Here is a 16,604-nt window from a genome sequence, read left to right as displayed (position 1 = left end):
CTCAGCGCACGTCCGCGACGCTCCCCAGCTGCTCCTCCGCCGTCGGCCGACGGGACGCGGTGGCGGGGCTGAGCACCGCCGCGAGGAGCGCGACCGCGAGGGGGACGACGAGCGCGCCGCGCAGCCCGATCTCCTCGCCGAGGAACCCGAGCGTCGGCGGGCCGACGAGGAAGGCGAGATAGCCGATCACCGAGGCGAGGGCGACGCGCGCGGCGGAGTCCGGGCCGGAGTCCCCGGCGGCGGAGAGCGCGAGCGGGAAGCCGAGGGAGGCGCCGAGCCCCCACAGCACGACGGCGACGACGGCCACGACCTGGCTGTCCACATAGGCGATGAGCGCGAGGCCGGTCGCGGCGAACAGGGCACTGACCAGGAGCACGCGGGAGCGGCCGACGCGCTCCACGATCGGCCCGCCGGAGAAGCGGCCGATCGTCATCGAGGCCGCGAACAGGGCGAACACGAGCGAGCCCATGGTCGCGCCGAAGCCGTGCCCGTCGACCATGATCAGCGGCAGCCAGTCGTTGGCGGTGCCCTCGGCGAGCGCCATCGCGAGCACGACCCCGCCGATGCACACCAGCCGCAGGTCCTTCCAGATCGCGGGCCGCGGTGTCGCGGCCTGCGCGGCGCGCTCGGCGGCGGTGACCCTCCCCGTCCCGACGGGGATCGCGCGCATCGCCCACAGCAGCAGCCCCGCGCCGACCGCGGCGGTGGCGACGAGATGCGGCACCACCGGGAAGCCCGTGCCGTTGGCGAGGATGCCGAGCACCGCGCCGATCACGGTGCCGAGGCTGAAGCAGCCGTGCAGGGACGGGAGGAAGGAGCGCCCGCCGAGCCTCTCGACGTCCGCACCCTCGACGTTCATCGCGACCTCTCCCCCGCCCATCCCGCCGCCGAACAGCGCGAGGCCGAAGGCGGTGAGGAGCGGCTGTCCTATCGAGGCGCCGAGCGCGATGGTCGGCAGCGCGACGACCACCAGCGTCGAGCCCGCGAGCACCACGGGCCGGGTGCCGAGCCGCATCACGAGCGGTCCGGAGGAGAGGATCCCGAGCATCGACCCGATCGAGAGTCCGAAGAGCACCAGCCCCATCTGCGCGGTCGAGGCGTCCAGCAGGTCACGCACCGCGGGGGTGCGGGTGACCCAGCCGGACATGCTCAGGCCCGGCAGCAGGAACAGGGCGTAGAGCGCGAAGCGGCGTCGGCGCAGGGAGAGCGTGGGCGAGGAGGGCACGCGGACGAGCGTACGCAGGGGGCGACCGCAGGTCACGGGCCGTCCGTCGCATCGCCCCTGGTGGACTGTCGGCCCGCAGGCCTACGCTCTCCCCGAGCGCCCGGCAACGATCCGGCGCCGACGCCGAGGAGGACGTCCGCCATGCCCGCTGCACTGCATCCCTACCTCAACTTCGACGGCAACGCCCGCGAGGCGTTCGAGTTCTACGGCGAGGCCCTCGGGGCCACGCCCCAGTTCGCCACCTTCGGGGAGTTCCAGGCCGTTCCCGAGGGCGACCCCTCCGCCGACAAGATCATGCACGGCTCGCTCGAGGTCACCGACCTGATCCGCCTGTACGCCTCCGACGTGATCGAGGGGATGGGCGAGTACACCCGCGGCACCAACGTCACCCTCTCCCTGATGGGCGATGACGAGGCGGTGCTGCGCGGCGCATACGAGAAGCTGTCCGTGGGCGGCGAGATCACGATGCCGCTCGAGAAGCAGATGTGGGGCGATGTCTACGGCGCCTTCACCGACCGCTTCGGCATCGTGTGGCAGGTCAACATCTCCGGCAGCGAGGGCTGAGCGGTCTCCGACGACCTCCGCGCCCTGCTCGAGGCCGAACGCACCCGCACCCACGAGCGGATCGGGGCGCTGCGGCGCGACCACGCCGCGATCCTCGACGGGATGGCGCTGACCTCGACCGACGACGAGCACGACCCCGAGGGGCAGACCACCGCCGTGGACCGCTCCCGCACCGAGGCTCTGCTGGCCGGTGCCGAGCAGCACCTCGTCGATCTCGACGCCGCCGAGCAGCGGCTCGAGGACGGCAGCTACGGCATCTGCGAGGTGTGCGCCCGGCCGATCCCGCGCGCCCGCCTCGAGGTCCGGCCGACGGCGAGGACCTGCGTGGACCACGCCGCCTGACCGTAGGCTTCCCGTCATGACCGCTGCGACCGCCTCCTCGCCCGACGGCACGATCGTCGTCGTCGGCTCCGTGAACGTCGACCTCCTTGCGCAGGTGCAGCGCCATCCCCGGCCCGGGGAGACGCTGCATGGCACGGGCGGGCAGATGCTCCCCGGCGGCAAGGGCGCGAACCAGGCCGTCGCCGCCGCGCGCCTCGGCGCACGGGTCGCGATGGTGGGTGCCGTCGGCTCCGACGTCCAGGCGGAGGCGGCGCTGTCCGCGATGCGCGAGGCCGGCGTCGACCTCGGCCATGTCGCGGAGATCGAGGGGCCGACGGGACTGGCGATCGTGACGGTCGCGGAGGACGGCGAGAACTCGATCGTCGTCATCGCGGGCGCGAACGATGCCATGGGCGCCGGCCGAGTGCGGGCCGCGGCCGAGGTCATCTCCGCAGCGCGCATCGTCGTGTGCCAGGGGGAGATCCCGCGGGACGGCATCGAGGCGCTGCCCGCCCTGGTCAGGGGCCGGTTCCTCCACAACCCCGCACCGGTGATGGAGCTGGATCCGGCAGTGCTGCGCGCCTCGGACCCACTGGTCGTGAACCAGCACGAGGCCGGGCTCGTCCTCGCCCAGCTCGCCCCGGACCAGGAGGCGCCCGAGGACCCGGAGGCCGTCGTCGCCGCCCTGCGCGCGGCGGGGATCCCGTCGGCCGTCCTCACCCTCGGCGCGGACGGCTCGCTGGTCGCCGACCAGGCCGGCGTGCGCCGCATCCCGCCCGCCCCGGTCGAGGCCGTGGACACCACCGGCTCCGGCGACGCCTTCATCGGCGCGCTCGCGCTCGGGCTCGCCCGCGGCGACGATCTCGCCACCGCCGCCCGCCTCGCCTCCCGCGTCGGCGCCTTCGCCGCGACCGGCGAGGGCGCCCAGCCCAGCTATCCCACCGCGGCCGACGCGCTCCCGCCGCTGCAAGAGGCCTGAGGCGACGCCCTCACGGCGGACGCCACGGAGCCGGAGCGGACGCGGGAGTATCCTGCGGCGGGGCGTGAGCCCGCGAGGTCGCGCCCCTGCGCCGAGCGGACCCGCCCGGCGGACCCCACCACGAAGGATCGCCCCCATGACTACTCCCCGCGTCACCGTCCAGCAGGCCTGGGATGCCCTCGCCGAGGGGAACGAGAGGTTCATGGCCGGGGAGCTGCGTCACCCGCAGCAGAACGCGGCCCGTCGCTCCGAGCTGACCGGGGCGCAGGCGCCGAACGCGGCGTTCCTGGGCTGCTCCGACTCGCGCGTCGCAGCGGAGATCCTCTTCGACTGCGGCCTGGGCGACCTCTTCGTGGTGCGCAACATCGGCCAGATCGCGAACGAGAACACGGTCGCGACCATGGAGTTCGCGGTCGCGGAGCTCGGCGTCGCCGTCATCGTGGTGCTCGCCCACGGCTCCTGCGGCGCGGTGAAGGCCGCGATCGACCAGACCACCGCGAACCCCAGCGAGGTCACCCCCGCGATCCGCAAGGAGCTCGAGGAGATCCGCCCGGCCGTGCAGCAGGAGTGGTTCGCGACCCAGCAGGTCAGCCCCTACGTCGACCCCTCGCTCATCGACGTGGACGCCGTGGGCCGTCGCCACCTCGACGAGACGGTCAACGCCCTCATGCGCCAGTCCACCGTCATCTCCGACGCGGTCGCCGAGGGGCGGCTCGGGATCGTCGGCTGCCAGTACCAGCTCGAGGAGGGCCGGGTCTCCCCGATCTCCTGGGTGGGCCGGCTCGACGTCGCCCGCTGATCGGCACCGTCTCTGAGCGGCACCGCCCGCTGAGCAGGGCGTTCAGCCGCCGAGCTGCGCCTCGAGGTCGTCGGTGGTGACGTTCGCGCCGGAGGAGGGCTCGACCACATCCGCGGCGAGCACCCGCAGGGCGGCATCGCCCTCGGGATGCGCCTCGATCCGCACGAAGGCCCGTCGCACCCCGGGCTGCTCGCGGTAGGTCCGGGAGACGGTCTCCAGCACCGTGAGCAGGGACTTCTCGACGCCGGCCCGGTCCTCCCCCTCCAGCACGAGCACCCCGCCGATGGTGGTGCCGGCGCTGGTGGAGTCCTGGAACTGCACGAGCCCGCCCCGGTGCTCGGGCAGCGCCTCGACGGCGGTGCGCAGCGCGTCCTGCACGGCGCCGACGTCGCTGCGCCCGCCGAGTCCGCAGGCGGCGAGCAGGCTTCCCACGATCCCCACGAGCACTCCTCTGCGGCCGACGCCTCTCATCGGCCCATCATCCCCCACCGTCACCGCGCGCCGCCTCAGTTCTCACGGTGCACGCCAGAGCTGTAGTGCTGGACGTTGCCGGGATCTCCGGTGAGGAAGGGTGCGAGGCTCGGGTCCCGGTTGTACTGGGAGAGCGCCGAGTTCGGGTCCTGCAGCTGGGTCTGGACGGAGTTCTGGTACTCGGCGCCGCTGTGGTTGGTGCCGACGTCGAAGATGTTCGAGCCGGGGCTGTCGAGCGTCACCGTGGTGGTGCTGCCGGAGCCGATGTTCTGGTTCGCGAGCAGCTCGGAGGGGTTCGGGACCGGCAGCGGGATCGGGATGCCCTTGGGCCCCGGCACGATCGGCCCCGTGTACGAGCCCTCGGCGTCGATGCGGGGCACGAGGTCCGACCCGTGCTGGATGTTCAGCTGGTTCACGGACGAGGGGACCGAGTAGTTGTCCACCGGCGAACCGTAGGTCATGACGTTGGTGACGTTGTACTGCGAGGCGAAGTCCTCGTTCGCGGCGAGACTCGAGGCGATCATGCCGCCCTGCGAATGGCCGTTGAGCATCAGCGGGGTGCCGGGCGGGATGTCGTTGTCCGCATAGAGCTGCGCGATCGCGTCGGCCGTCGCCTGGGAGCCGGCGGACCAGCCGCCGGAGCCCGCCTGCAGCGCATTGCCGGTGAGGTCCATCGGGTTGTCCCCGGCGCTCAGCCCCCACTGCTCCGTGCCGGGGATGTTGACGATCACGCCGGTGGGCGGGTTGCCGACCACGCTCATCGAGACCTCGCCGGTCTCCTTGTCGCCGTAGGTCTGCTGGGTGTTCGCGATGATCTGGGAGAGGTCGCTCGGGGGCACCAGGCCGGACTCCTCGCCGGTGACCGGGACGGGCGCGTCCGCGTAGCCGGTGCCGTCGTCGCCCCAGTGGTGGTCCACCCCGGTCACGAGTTCGACCAGTCCGTTCGCGCCGCGGACCAGCCCCGTGGCCCCGTCGACCAGCACCTCGGTGAAGCGCGGCCACTCGAAGTCCCGCACGGCGTCGATCGCGGTGCTGACCAGGTCCTTCCCGTCCTGGACGCGATCGCCCAACCAGTCCAGGCCCTCGCCGATCCGGTCGCCGACCCAGTCCGCGCCGTCGGAGATGCGGTCCCCGAGCCAGTCCATGCCGTCGCCGATCGCGTCGACGACGTCGCCGGCGGTGTCCCCCAGCCAGTCCATCATGTCGCCGAACCAGCCGCCGTCGCCGTCCTCGGAGGCGCGGTCCTGCTCCTCGACGTGCTGCTGCAGCTCGCGGGAGCGGTCCTCGAGCCCGGGCATCACGAGCGACTCGCCCTCGCGATGGGTGCTCCCCCACTGCTCGCGGAAGGCGTCGGCGTCGGGGCCGACCCAGGCGACCGACCGGACGCTGCCGTCGAGCTCGCCGAGCAGTCCCTCGAGGCGCTGCGCCGCCCGGGCGAGCGCCTCGGACTGTCCGGTGACCTGCTCGGTGTCCATCCCCTGGAAGCTCATCAGGCGGCCCTCCCCGCGGCGTGGGCGGTGACGTGGTCGATCGCGCCGATGACCTTCGCGCACAGCGCATCGGCGAGGGAGCCCGGTGCGGCTTCGCGCACCTCGGCGCCGTCCTCGCCGGGGACCAGCAGGGCGAGCTGCTCGCCGTGCTGTCCGAGCGCGTACCAGGAGCCGCCGCTGACGGTGGTCTCCTCCGGGGTCGGGGAGGAGACCACGACCATCTGCACCTGCGCGATCGATGGGGCGTCGGCGAGGTGCTCGGGGGCGGGGGCGGGCTCCGCGTCGGTGAAGGCGGGGCGCTGCGGGACCAGGGCCCGCACGAGCGCACCGAGATGCTCGATCGTCGCGAGGCCCAGCAGCACACCGTTCGAGCGGCGGCCGAGCCGCATCGTCGTCTCGTCGGCGCTGACCTCGCGCTCCTGGTCGATGACCAGCACGAACCGCCCGGCGATCCGCAGGGTGGTGGTCCAGCCGCGGTCCCCGTCGACGCAGACGAGCTCGGCGCCGACCGGCGAGCGCAGCCCGCTGCGCAGCAGCTGCTCCCAGTGCTGGTCGAGGACGAGGGCGTCCTCGTCGTCCGGGGAGTCGACGAGGAGCCCGGCGAGCTCGAGCTCGACGACCTGCTCCTCGGTGAGCTCGGGGGCGGGCTCCTCCCCGAGCGCGAGCGCACGCACCCGGTCGAAGGCTCCCTCGCTGATCCGCACCAGGCGCGAGGGTCCGGGCAGCGCGGTCACCCGCGGCCCCGCCCCTGGCGTCCTCGACTGCTCGTCCTCGTCCCGATTCCCCATGGCCGTCCCCCTCGCCCGTCGTCACACCACTCCTCCGGGCACGCTAGGTGCGGCCGACGGGGGTGGGAATGGGGAGGACTCCCCATGGACAGGCGGCGGGCAGGCGTCCGACGCGTCGACATCCGACGAGCCGTCCGACCCCCGCCCGGCCGACGGCGCACCGGTCGCCGCCGGCCCGGCCCGTCTCAGCCCTCCGCCAGCACCGCCCGACGCCACCCGCGCGCGGAGCTGATCACCGCGATCTCCTCCGCCTTCTCCAGGTCGGAGGCCGTCAGCTCCCGCTCCACGAGCTCCCCGGCCTCGAGCGCGAGGCGCCGCCCCACCCCGTCGAGGCAGCCGTCGGCGAGCGGCGGGGTGCACCAGGTGCCGTCCACGCGCAGGGCGAGGCTCGCGATGGTGGTCTCGACGAGGCGTCCGTGAGCCCCGCGGAGGATGACGGCATCGGCCTCCGGGTGCCGTGCCCGGGCGGCATCGAAGTGATCGCGCACGGACGTCTTATGGGCGCTGAGCCCGACGGGGAAATCGGTGGGCTGCGCGTCCAGCACGAGCCGCACCGGCTCCGGCGCGGCGGTGAGCGGGCGGGGTTCGGCGGAGAGGCTCCCGTCGCGCCGCAGCCGCAGCCGCACCAGCTGCTCGCCCTCGAGCGCGGCGACCTGCCCGAGCGCGGCCTGCAGCGCCTCCTCGTCGATCCCGATCCCGAAGCGCGCGGCCGAGCCGCGCAGTCGCTCGAGATGGGGCTCGAGGTGCTGCGCACGGCCGTCCCTCACGGCGAAGGTCTCCAGCAGCGCGAAGGGCTCCCGCTGTCCCGTCGGCAGCACGGCGGCCTTGACCAGCAGCTCGTCGTACTCCCCGTCGGCCGTGGATCCCCAGGTCACGCCGCCGCCTGCGCCGTAGGTGGCGGCGCCGCCGGCCTCGTGGTCGATGACGACGGTGCGGATCGCGACGGAGAGGCTCGCCCGCGGGGGCTCCCCCTCGCTGCCCGGGGCGATGACGCCGATCGCGCCGCAGTACACGCCGCGCGGGGTGTCCTCGAGGCGCCTGATCAGCTCCATCGTGGAGAGCTTCGGGGCGCCGGTGATCGAGCCGCAGGGGAACATCGCGCCGAGCACGCCCGCGAGGCCGGTGCCGGGCAGGGGCCGGGAGCGCAGGCGGGAGACGAGCTGGAACAGGGTCGGGTACTCCTCGACGCCGAGCAGCTCGGTGACCTCGACGCTGCCGGGCTCGCTGATCCGGGCCATGTCGTTGCGCAGCAGGTCCACGATCATGACGTTCTCGGCGCGGTCCTTCTCCCCCGCCGCGAGCATCTCCCGCGCCGCCTCGTCCGTCGCGGGATCGCCGGTGCGCGGGGCGGTGCCCTTCATCGGCGCGGTGGTGATCTCGTTCCCGTCCCAGGTCAGGAAGGTCTCGGGACTCGCCGAGACGACGGTGTGGCGGCCGAGCTCGAGATAGGCGTGGTGGGCGCCACGCTGGCGGTGGGCGAGATCGCCGTAGAGGCCGTAGGGGTCCCCGACGAGGCGCGAGCGGAGCCGGGTGGTGAGGTTCGTCTGGTAGGTGTCGCCCTCGGCGATCGCCGCCCGCACGGCCGCGATCGCCTCGGCGTGCTCGGCCCGGGTCCAGTCGGGCTGCCAGGGCTCGAGCGCGTACCCGCCCGCGGGGGTGAGCGGGGCGGGGGCGGGGTCCGGGGCCTCCGCGATCCCCGCCCACACCAGCGGCAGACCGTCCTGCCCGGCGTGGACCTGTGCGTCGGGGTCGAGCCCGGCGGCGGCCTCGTAGGCGATCATCACCACCGCCCAGGCGCCGTCGGCGACGGCCTGCTCGATCTCGGCGAGCGCGGGCCGCACCTCCTCGGGCCGCTCCGCCCGGATCTCCCGCGCGAAGCGGCCGAACTGCAGCGTCGTGCCCGCGACGAGGTCGTCGAGCCGGGCACGCGGCGCAGGGGCGGAAGCGGAGGTCATCCCCGCATTCTGCCCGATCCACGACCCGTCGTCGGTGCCGTCCTCGGAGGCGGTGCCGATACGATCCGGTCATGGATCCCGCCACGCCCCGCAACGCCTATGTCGACGCGACCGCCGGGATCGCCGGCGACATGCTGCTGGCCGCGCTCGTCGACGCCGGCGCGGACCTCGCGGGCGTCCAGCGGGTGCTCGACGCGCTGGTCCCGGACTCGGTGCGCTTCGTCCGCACCGACGTGGACCGCGGCGGGCAGCGCGCGGTGAAGGTCGACGTGGAGGTGTTGGTCGACGACCCGCCGCACCGCACCTGGGCCTCGATCCGGGCGATGCTCGAGAACGCGCGCAGCCATGCGGAGGTCCCCGGGCGCACGATCGACCTGGCGCTGGCGGTCTTCGGCCGCCTCGCCGACGCGGAGGGCGCGACCCACGGGGTCCCGGCCGACGAGGTCCACTTCCACGAGGTCGGGGCGCTGGACTCCCTGGCCGACGTGATCGGGGCCTGCGAGGCGTGGCGGCAGCTCGGCATCGAGGAGGCCACCGGCAGCGTCCTCGCCGTCGGCTCGGGCCGGATCCGCGCCGCGCACGGCGACATCCCCGTCCCGGTCCCGGCGGTCGCCCGCCTCGCGCTCGGCTGGCCGACGGTCGCCGGGGAGATCCTCCCCCCGCGCGGGCATGCGCTCTCACACGGTCACGATCTCAGCCACTCGCACGCCGACGCGCGCACGCACAGCCACGATGAGCATCACGGCGCAGACCGCGGGCACGACCACGGCCATGCCCACCCACACTCGGACGACCCGGTCCCCGTCCCCGACTCCGACGCAGCCCTGCCCGCCCACGCCCAGGGCGGTCCGCACGAGCACGGCGGCCGGCGCGTCCCCTCCGGTGTCGCCCCCGGCATCGGCGAGCTCGCCACCCCCACCGGCGTCGCCCTCCTGCGCGGCCTCGCCTCCTCCGCCGGGCCGCAGCCGATGCTGGTCACCGAGGCGCTCGGCGTCGGCGCCGGCACGAAGGACACCCCGGGCCGCCCGAACGTCGTCCGCGTCCTCGTCGGCCGCCCGTTCACCGCCGAGCCGCACGCCGCCGGGCAACCCTCCGCAGCGCTCCCGACGACCGCACCCCGGTCGACCGCGCCGCGGACAATCGATCCCGCCTCGGCCGATCCCGCGGCATCAGACCTCGCCCCCGTCCCCAGCACCCTCGCCGCGAACGAGCTGCCTGCCGACGATCTCCCGCCCGACGCCCACGCCACCCCCGCCTCCGCCCTCCAGCTCGAGGCGAACGTCGACGACCTCGACCCTCGTCTCTGGCCTCGCGTCCTCGAGGAGCTGCTGGACGCGGGCGCTCTGGACGCCTGGCTCGTCCCGATCTCGATGAAGCACGGCCGCCCTGCGGTGACCATCCACGCGCTGGTCCGCGAGGGCTCGCAGGGCACGACCGCGGCCCTGCTCATGGACCGCACCGGCACCCTCGGCGTGCGGATGCACCGGGTCGAGCGGATCATCCGCACCCGCGAGTTCACCGAGGTCGAGGTGCGCGGCCAGCGCATCGCCGTGAAGATCGCCCGCGACCAGGACGGCGCCGTCGTGCGCCGAGAGCCCGAGTTCCGCGACGTCGCCGCCGCGGCCCGCGTCCTCGGCATCAGCGAGCGCACCATGCTCGACCTCGCCAAGGAGGCCGCCTCCGGCCTCTCGACCAGCTGACACGGCCCGTGCCGACGCTCTCCCGCGCCCACGCGACGACAACGGCACCAACGACAGCAGCGACCACAGCGACCAGCAGGGCTGCTGCAGAAAAGCACGTACATCGTGTACGTCACGTACGCCGATTTCTTCGACGGCACCGCTGCTCGTTCCCGACACGCCGTTCCGCCGACGGTCACGACCAGCGGCCCTCGGGCCGCGCCCGGCCGATCGCCCGGCTCGACTTCCCCCGTTCCACAGCGGCACCCCGACCCCCGCGAGATACTGGGAAGGACCCGACGACGCTCCCGAGGAGGAGGACCCATGCCTGCCCTGCCCGACGCGATCACCAAGGCCATGACCATGGCCCGCACTGCCGAGAACGGACGCCACGCGGAGGTCCTGGTGAGCGACGGCCCGCTGCGCCAGAGCGTCATCGCGCTGCGTCGCGGCGTGCGCCTGCCCGAGCACAACTCCCCGCCCGCCGCGTCGATCCAGGTGGTGCGCGGCAGCGTGCGCGTGACGGGTCAGGAGGAGGCGGAGCTGCGCGCCGGCGACCTCGACGCGCTCACCCACTTCCGCCACGCCGTCGAGGCGCTCGAGGACTGCGCCTTCCTGCTCACCACCGTCACCTCGCAGCCCAGCGGCGGCAGCCACGCCACCCGCACCGGGGAGCTGCCCGTGACGGAGGACGAGGACCGAGCCTGACGGAGCGGCCTGACGGAGCAGGGCCCGACCGCGCCCGGCAACGCTCCTAGCCCACCATGCCGCGAGCTCCCCGCGCGACGGATCGCCGGGGAGCTCGCGACGCGTCAGAGCGTCAGCCCACCTCGCCGCCGCCCTGCCCGCCGCTCATCTTCGCCAGCCGCAGCCACGTGTCCACCACCGTGTCCGGGTTCAGGGACATCGAGGCGATGCCCTGCTCGAGCAGCCATTCGGCGAGATCCGGGTGGTCCGACGGGCCCTGCCCGCAGATGCCGACGTACTTCCCCGCCGCACGGCACGCCTCGATCGCGCGGCCCAGCATGAACTTCACCGCCGGGTCCCGCTCGTCGAAGGAGTCCGCGACCAGCGCCGAGTCGCGGTCCAGGCCCAGCGTCAGCTGGGTCATGTCGTTCGAGCCGATCGAGAAGCCGTCGAAGTGCTCGAGGAACAGCTCCGGCACCGCGGCGTTCGAGGGGATCTCGCACATCATGATCACCTCGAGCCCGTTCTCCCCGCGCACCAGCCCGTGGCTCGCGAGCAGGTCGATCACGCCCTTCCCTTCGGCGGGGGTGCGCACGAAGGGGATCATGAGCTTGACGTTGGTCAGCCCCATGTCCTCGCGCACGTACCGCAGCGCCTCGCACTCCATCGCGAAGCAGTCGGCGAAGTCCTCCGAGAGGTAGCGCGAGGCGCCGCGATAGCCGATCATCGGGTTCTCCTCCTCCGGCTCGAACAGCGTGCCGGCCAGGAGGTTCGCGTACTCGTTGGACTTGAAGTCGCTCATCCGCACGATCACGGGCTCGGGGTGGAAGGCCGCGGCGATGGTCGCCACGCCCTCGGCGACGCGCTGGACGAAGAACTCGCGCGGCCCCTCGTAGGCGCTGATCCGCTCCGTCACCTGCGCGGCGATCTCCGGCTCGTCCTTCTCCAGCCGGTCCAGCTCGAGCAGGGCGCGGGGGTGGATGCCGATCTGGCGGTTCACGATGAACTCCAGCCGCGCCAGACCCACCCCCGCGTTCGGCAGGCGGGAGAAGGAGAACGCCTGTTCGGGGTTGCCGACGTTCATCATGATCTTCGTGGGCAGCGCCGGCATCGAGTCGACCTCGGAGGAGGAGACCGAGTAGTCGAGGATCCCCTCGTACACGTAGCCGGTGTCGCCCTCGGCTGCGGAGACGGTGACCTCGTCCCCGTCGGCCAGGTCGCGGGAGGCGGTGCCGGTGCCGACCACGGCCGGGATCCCCAGCTCGCGGGCGATGATCGCGGCGTGGCAGGTGCGCCCGCCGCGGTCGGTGACGATGGCGCTGGCGCGCTTCATGATCGGCTCCCAGTCGGGGTCGGTCATGTCCGCGACGAGCACCTCGCCGGGCTGGAACTCGTGCATGCGGTCGATCGTGTCGAGCACCCGGACGGGGCCGGCGCCGATCCGGGCGCCGATCGCACGACCCTCCACCCGGACGGGGCCTCGGGAGGCCAGCAGGTACTTCTCCACGGTGTTCCCGGCGCGGGACTGCACGGTCTCGGGGCGGGCCTGGAGGATGTAGAGCCTCCCGTCGGCCCCGTCGAGTCCCCACTCGATGTCCATCGGCCGCCCGTAGTGCTCCTCGATGACCAGCGCCTGGGTCGCGAGCTCGGTGACCTGCTCGTCGGTCAGCGACAGCCGGACCCGCTCGGCGGGGTCGACGTCGACGAAGGCGGTGGTGCGGCCGACGGCCGTGTCGGTCGTGTAGATCATCTTGGTGGCCTTCTCGCCCACCTGCCGCTTGAGGATCGCGGGCCGGCCCTCGCGCAGCCCGGGCTTGTGGACGTAGAACTCGTCGGGGTTCACCGCGCCCTGGACCACGCCCTCGCCGAGCCCGAAGGCGGAGGTGATGAACACGGCCTGGTCGAAGCCGGACTCGGTGTCGACGGTGAACATGACGCCGGAGGAGCCGATGTCGGAGCGGACCATCTTCTGCACGCCGGCGCTGAGCGCGACCGCGGCGTGCTCAAAGTCGTGGTGGACGCGGTAGGCGATCGCCCGGTCGTTGTAGAGCGAGGCGAACACCTCCCGGATCGCGAGCAGCACGTCGTCGATGCCGCGCACGTTCAGGAAGGTCTCCTGCTGCCCGGCGAAGGACGCGTCCGGCAGGTCCTCGGCCGTCGCCGAGGAGCGCACCGCGAAGGACGCCTCCTCGCCGCTGCCGGCGGCGAGCTTCTCGTAGGCGCCCCGGATCCCCTCCTCGAGAGCGGAGGGGAAGGGCTGCTCGATGACCAGCGCCCGGATCTCGCGGCCCGCCTCGGCGAGCGCGATCGTGTCGTCGGTGTCCAGACCCTGCAGCCGCTGGTCGATCCGCTCGGCAAGGCCCGTCGCGCCGAGGAACTCGCGATAGGCGTCGGCGGTGGTCGCGAAGCCGTCGGGCACCGCGACCCCGAGGGCGGAGAGGTTCGAGACCATCTCGCCCAGGGAGGCGTTCTTGCCTCCGACCTGCTCGAGATCGGCCATGCCGAGCTCGGAGAACCAACGGATGCTCTGCGTCATTGCTGCTCCTTCGGGGTGGGGACGCTCACCGGGCGGTGGTGCCGCGGCGAGCCAGGGACTGGAGGATCAGGGTGGACATCTCCTCGACCGACTTGCTGGAGGAGTCGACGAAGTCGATGCCGTGCGTGTCGTACACGCGGCGGGCCCTCGACAGCTCCCAGCGGGTCTGCTCGAGGGAGGCGTAGCGGGAGGAGGCGCGGCGCTCGGAGCGCACGGCGGTCAGCCGCTCGGGAGAGGTCAGCAGGCCGAAGCAGCGGTCCGCGACGGCGGAGATCGAGCCGGGCAGCACCTCGCCGGCGAGGTCCTCGTCCACCAGCGGGTAGTTCGCCACGAAGATCCCGTGCATCAGCGCGAGGTACATCGAGGTGGGGGTCTTCCCGCAGCGGGACGGCGCGATGAGGACGACATCCGCTTTCTCGATGGCGCGCACGGACTGCCCGTCGTCGTGCTCGATCGCGAACTCGACCGCCTGCATGCGGCGGTTGTAGCGGCGGGAGTCGCCGACGCCGTGGAGTCGGGCGGGGGCGTGGTCGCCGGTGACGCCGAGCTGCGCCTCGAGCTGGGCGAGATGGCCGCTGACGAAGTCGATCACGGGTGCGCGGGTGCGCAGCAGCTCCTCGCGCACCGACTCGTCGACGACGGTGAGGAACACCAGCGGCGCGATCTCGCCGTCCATCGCCGCGTCGAGGTCCTCGCGCACCTCCCGCGCCTCCTCGACGGTGCGGAGGAAGGGGATCAGCCGACGTTCGAAGGGGACCGACGGGAACTGCAGCAGCAGCGCGTTGCCCATGGTCTCGGCGCTGATGCCGGTGGAGTCGGAGATGAAGAAGACGGGCACCGCCTCGGCCGCGGGCCGGTCGTCGGCGGGGCGCGGCCGGCGGCTCGAAGGCGCCGTCCGCGCGGCGGGCAGCGGCGGGGGGATCGGAAGCGATGCGTTCATTCGGCGCCCCTTGCGGTGGGCCCGGCCGGGGCCGGGGACACGTCGGTGTGCTGGGGCCACCGTAACCGCGAGCGCCGTCGCCGCGTGCTCGCGACCACGAAGGTGGCGCGGCTCACCCGTCGTCTGCGCGAGATCGCCGAGGTGAGCGCGCACTCGAGCGCGATCGTGCACGTCCGGAGGTGGTCAGGCCTCCGCAGCCGGTGACGGGTCCGCGCGCATCGGCCAGCGCCGCACCAGCTCGTCCCGCAGGCGCTGCTCGCGGACGTCCAGCACCGCGGCGAGCAGGATCCCGGCGGCGAGCACCATGATCGCGCCGACGAGGACGAGCGGCGCCTGCGCGTCGAGGGAGCGCAGCGTCGGACCGGCGGAGGAGTAGATCTCCCAGGAGGGGCCGTCCTCCCCGATCGGCACCACCCACAGCCCGAGGCCGATCGCGGCGAGGGCCCCGGCGAGGGAGTGCATCGCGAGCAGCAGGCGGGGCGCACCGGCGGCGAACAGGCTCCGCAGGAGCGCGATGGCGGGCGGGGGCGCCGCAGGGTCGGCGAGGGCGGTGCGCACCGCCCGCATCTCGGCGCGGCGGGCCAGCACCTCGCAGGCCAGGGCGAGGAGCAGGCACAGCAGCACGAGCGCCCCGCACACCCCCACGCCCGCCACGACCAGGTCCACCAGCTGCTCGCCGCGGGGGTCGAGCTCGGCCCGCTCCCCCGCCCGCCCGCCGGACCAGCGCTCGCGGTCGGGATAGGCGAGGGCGAACATCAGCTGGAGGGCGAGAAGGCCGACGGCGGCGCTCGCGCCGAGCACGCCGAGCGCCGCCCCGCCCAGACGCCGCGCCCCGGCGCCGGGGAGCACCTCGGGCCCGTCGACGCCGCGCGCCGCGGCCACGTCCTCGGCGGTGAGCGCGCGGCCGGCGGCGATGATGCGGTGCGGTTCGGTCCAGTGGGCGCGCAGCCGCTGCGCCGTGCGCTCCTGGCGGGCGCCCAGCACCTTCTCGAACAGCGGGATGCCGGCGCCGATCAGGCCCAGCACCAGCAGGCCCGCGGCGATGACCGCCAGCCCCACGGCATCGATCCCGCTCTCGAGCATTGCGGCGATGACGATGAGATGGACGAGCCCGAGCACGCACAGCAGCACGATCGCGATGATCCTGTACGCGCGTGCGCTGGGCTCCGTCGCCTCCGCCCACTGGCCGGGGGCCGGCACGTCGGCGGCGGGGACGCCCTCGTCGAGCCGACGGGCGAGGGCCCGGGCCATGAGCGGTCCCTCGAGCGCGCCGAGCACGCCGAGCGCGAGGAACGCGAGCACCAGCAGGATCAGCATCCCCGCGAGGGAGGCGCGGCCCGCCAGGTCGATCGTCGACCCCGCCTCCGAGTCGGACAGCAGCTCCTCGGAGACGATCCCGGCGACGACCACGGTCCCGAAGAGCACCCCGAGGCCCACCATCACGTGGACGGAGGCCCGGAGGGCCTGGCGCTGCAGCGCCGGTCCGAGGCCGACGGGCAGCACCCGCCAGCGCGACTCCGCGATCGGTGCGGGCTCACCCATGCTGGAGCACCCCCACCAGGAAGTCGTCCTCGGCGGGGCGGAGGTCCCAGGTGGAGAAGCGCTGGGCGAGCTCGAGCCCGGCCGCGGCGGCGTCGGCCGTGAAGTCCTCGATCGCGTAGCCGCGGTCGAGCCCGAACCCGACCACCAGGCGACCCTCCGGCGCGAGATGCGCGGCCAGCGCCGTGAGCGCCGGCCGGCGCTCCGCCCCCGCGAGGAAGGTCAGCACGTTGCCCGCACACACCGCGAGGTCGAACAGCTCGCGCTCACCGTCGCCATCGACCAGGTCGAGCTCCGCGAGGTTCCCCACCTCCCAGCGCCCGTCCGGCTGCTCGGCGCGCGCCACCTCGATCAGGTGCGGATCGAGGTCGACGCCGACGACCTCATGCCCGGCTCGCGCCAGTCGCCCGCCGACCCGCCCCGTGCCGCACCCGGCATCGAGGATCCGCGAGCCGCGCCGCGCCATGGCGTCGATCAGCCGCGCCTCGCCGTCCAGGTCCTGTCCGGCCGCGGCGAGGCGCTTCCAGCGTGCGGCGTAGCCGGCCGCATGCTCAGGGTTGCGCCGCACCGCGGCCGTCCACAGGTTCTCGTCAGGGCCGATGCCAGAGGTCGTCATGACCCCATTGTCGGG

General features: G+C 73.7%; 15 protein-coding genes. 6 read left to right on the top strand and 9 right to left on the bottom strand.

The window, feature by feature from the left end:
• Window position 1 precedes the first annotated feature (1 nt).
• A complete protein-coding gene (locus DEU31_RS00480; protein WP_166649334.1) occupies window positions 2-1,225 on the bottom strand; it encodes an MFS transporter in 1,224 nt (407 codons plus the stop codon).
• Window positions 1,226-1,366: 141 nt separating this feature from the next.
• Between DEU31_RS00480 and DEU31_RS00475 the strand changes: the two genes are divergently transcribed.
• From DEU31_RS00475 to DEU31_RS00460, 4 genes are all read left to right on the top strand, one after another.
• Window positions 1,367-1,789: a VOC family protein gene (locus DEU31_RS00475; RefSeq protein WP_133674993.1), complete on the top strand. Its 423-nt coding sequence runs from the start codon at window positions 1,367-1,369 to the stop codon at window positions 1,787-1,789.
• A gap of 102 nt (window positions 1,790-1,891) precedes the next feature.
• Window positions 1,892-2,131: a TraR/DksA C4-type zinc finger protein gene (locus tag DEU31_RS00470; protein WP_269365062.1), complete on the top strand. Its 240-nt coding sequence runs from the start codon at window positions 1,892-1,894 to the stop codon at window positions 2,129-2,131.
• 16 nt (window positions 2,132-2,147) lie between these two features.
• Window positions 2,148-3,089, top strand: coding sequence for a ribokinase (locus DEU31_RS00465; protein WP_133674989.1), 942 nt, complete (start codon window positions 2,148-2,150; stop codon window positions 3,087-3,089).
• 136 nt (window positions 3,090-3,225) lie between these two features.
• Entirely contained in the window at window positions 3,226-3,888 is a 663-nt protein-coding gene (locus DEU31_RS00460) for a carbonic anhydrase (protein ID WP_133674987.1), read from the top strand.
• Window positions 3,889-3,930: 42 nt separating this feature from the next.
• On the opposite strand, the gene DEU31_RS00455 is transcribed toward DEU31_RS00460, so the two are convergent.
• The 4 genes from DEU31_RS00455 to DEU31_RS00440 all read right to left on the bottom strand — a co-directional run bounded on the left by DEU31_RS00455 (window position 3,931) and on the right by DEU31_RS00440 (window position 8,592).
• Complete coding sequence (locus DEU31_RS00455) at window positions 3,931-4,329, bottom strand: hypothetical protein (RefSeq protein WP_133674985.1); 399 nt, start codon at window positions 4,327-4,329, stop codon at window positions 3,931-3,933.
• Window positions 4,330-4,394: 65 nt separating this feature from the next.
• A complete protein-coding gene (locus tag DEU31_RS00450) occupies window positions 4,395-5,849 on the bottom strand; it encodes a hypothetical protein (RefSeq protein WP_133674983.1) in 1,455 nt (484 codons plus the stop codon).
• Window positions 5,849-6,637: a hypothetical protein gene (locus DEU31_RS00445; RefSeq protein ID WP_243733655.1), complete on the bottom strand. Its 789-nt coding sequence runs from the start codon at window positions 6,635-6,637 to the stop codon at window positions 5,849-5,851. The genes DEU31_RS00450 and DEU31_RS00445 overlap by 1 nt, the downstream gene beginning before the upstream one ends.
• Window positions 6,638-6,822: 185 nt before the next feature.
• A complete protein-coding gene (locus DEU31_RS00440) occupies window positions 6,823-8,592 on the bottom strand; it encodes a bifunctional chorismate-binding protein/class IV aminotransferase (RefSeq protein ID WP_133674981.1) in 1,770 nt (589 codons plus the stop codon).
• A 71-nt stretch (window positions 8,593-8,663) separates the two neighbouring features.
• Between DEU31_RS00440 and larC the strand changes: the two genes are divergently transcribed.
• Both larC and DEU31_RS00430 read left to right on the top strand, forming a co-directional pair.
• Entirely contained in the window at window positions 8,664-10,292 is a 1,629-nt protein-coding gene (gene larC / locus DEU31_RS17235; protein WP_133674979.1) for a nickel insertion protein, read from the top strand.
• 303 nt (window positions 10,293-10,595) lie between these two features.
• Window positions 10,596-10,979: a hypothetical protein gene (locus DEU31_RS00430; RefSeq protein WP_133674977.1), complete on the top strand. Its 384-nt coding sequence runs from the start codon at window positions 10,596-10,598 to the stop codon at window positions 10,977-10,979.
• Window positions 10,980-11,091: 112 nt separating this feature from the next.
• Here DEU31_RS00430 and ppsA read toward each other — a convergent pair whose 3' ends face one another.
• The 4 genes from ppsA to DEU31_RS00410 all read right to left on the bottom strand — a co-directional run bounded on the left by ppsA (window position 11,092) and on the right by DEU31_RS00410 (window position 16,589).
• A complete protein-coding gene (gene ppsA, locus DEU31_RS00425; protein WP_133674975.1) occupies window positions 11,092-13,494 on the bottom strand; it encodes a phosphoenolpyruvate synthase in 2,403 nt (800 codons plus the stop codon).
• A gap of 25 nt (window positions 13,495-13,519) precedes the next feature.
• Window positions 13,520-14,434 (bottom strand): pyruvate, phosphate dikinase/phosphoenolpyruvate synthase regulator, encoded by a 915-nt coding sequence (gene ppsR, locus DEU31_RS00420; RefSeq protein ID WP_133674973.1) that lies wholly within the window; start codon window positions 14,432-14,434, stop codon window positions 13,520-13,522.
• Between the two features lie 183 nt (window positions 14,435-14,617).
• Window positions 14,618-15,976: a hypothetical protein gene (locus tag DEU31_RS00415; RefSeq protein ID WP_133674971.1), complete on the bottom strand. Its 1,359-nt coding sequence runs from the start codon at window positions 15,974-15,976 to the stop codon at window positions 14,618-14,620.
• On the bottom strand, window positions 15,969-16,589 hold the full coding sequence (locus tag DEU31_RS00410; protein WP_133674969.1) for a class I SAM-dependent methyltransferase: 621 nt from the start codon (window positions 16,587-16,589) through the stop codon (window positions 15,969-15,971). The genes DEU31_RS00415 and DEU31_RS00410 overlap by 8 nt, the downstream gene beginning before the upstream one ends.
• Window positions 16,590-16,604: the final 15 nt, after the last annotated feature.

The organism is Brachybacterium sp. AG952, from assembly GCF_004362645.1.
GTDB lineage: Bacteria > Actinomycetota > Actinomycetes > Actinomycetales > Dermabacteraceae > Brachybacterium > Brachybacterium conglomeratum.
The sequence above is the reverse complement of the archived record's forward strand: the minus strand, read 5'-3'. Positions and strand labels throughout refer to the sequence as shown.